The following is a 1,018-nucleotide window of genomic DNA, read 5'->3' on the forward strand; positions in this document are numbered from 1 at the left end:
TGAATCAATTTAATAATTTAAGTCACTACTGTAAAATGAGATTGAGTTGAAAGTATACTTTTGTTTTATCGTGTAGTGAATAATACTATAATGAGCGATTGTATTATAATTATTGCAGAAGGTTTACGAAAGAAATCAATATTTTACAATAGACATGTATTATTTTAATAAAAAGAGTCTCCTACTTTTAGGAGACTCTTTTTATTGCTTTAAAGGCTTACCTATTTTATTAAGTATATATATAAATTTTACACAGCAGAATTTTTTGTACTTACTCTTTCAAAAGTCATTTTACCAGTAGTTTTCCGACCTGTAAAATAGTGTCCTTCTAAAAATAAACTATTATCTTCTAAACGAATACGTAACTTAGCTGTACCATCATGATTTGGGTTAGTATCTCTATTCATATCAGCATCATTGTAATACGTATAGCAAAGGTATCTGCGTCCAGCTTCATCAATCCAAATTGTACTTGTATAGCTACTACTATAACTTTTAGCAGATTCAAGAGTTACAGTGATCTTATCGAATTCATGACGAATTTCCATCATTGTAGGAATGGGATCAACGACTTTGTTGGTAATAGGATCAATATAGTCAGAATACATAAAACCTTTCCATTTTCCACCAATATAAGGTATGGTGCATAACCATGGGTAAAAAAGATTTGGCCGCTTTTTCCATATCCATTGTTTGAACAACAAACTCTCTATAAGAAGTGATATACCAGCTGCACTAGATGCTGTGATAGCTAAATAAATATCGATAGAAGAACCTTTAATTAAAACCATAAAGACAAATACTAATACACCCAAAAAAATCCATATGCGCCAGTACATTTTAGAATTGTACAAAGTGATAATCTCCTTTATTCGTATTCATAAAATGTTTGAAGTGTAAGTATAAAATATTTCATATTAGATAAACTTTTTTCATCAGGACATAAAACCTTTATACCATTAGCTTCTTTAAAAGAGGAAATTTCATGTAAGTGATTAGATAAATAGTTAATTAATTG

General features: G+C 29.1%; 1 protein-coding gene. It reads right to left on the reverse strand.

All coding sequences use genetic code 11. From position 1 onward, the window contains the following. Window positions 1–248: 248 nt before the first annotated feature. Window positions 249–854 (reverse strand): Cap15 family cyclic dinucleotide receptor domain-containing protein, encoded by a 606-nt coding sequence (locus tag PTI45_RS20075; RefSeq protein ID WP_069329368.1) that lies wholly within the window; start codon window positions 852–854, stop codon window positions 249–251. Between the last annotated feature and the right edge of the window lie 164 nt (window positions 855–1,018).

The organism is Paenibacillus nuruki, from assembly GCF_001721045.1.
GTDB classification, from domain to species: Bacteria; Bacillota; Bacilli; order Paenibacillales; family Paenibacillaceae; genus Saccharibacillus; species Saccharibacillus nuruki.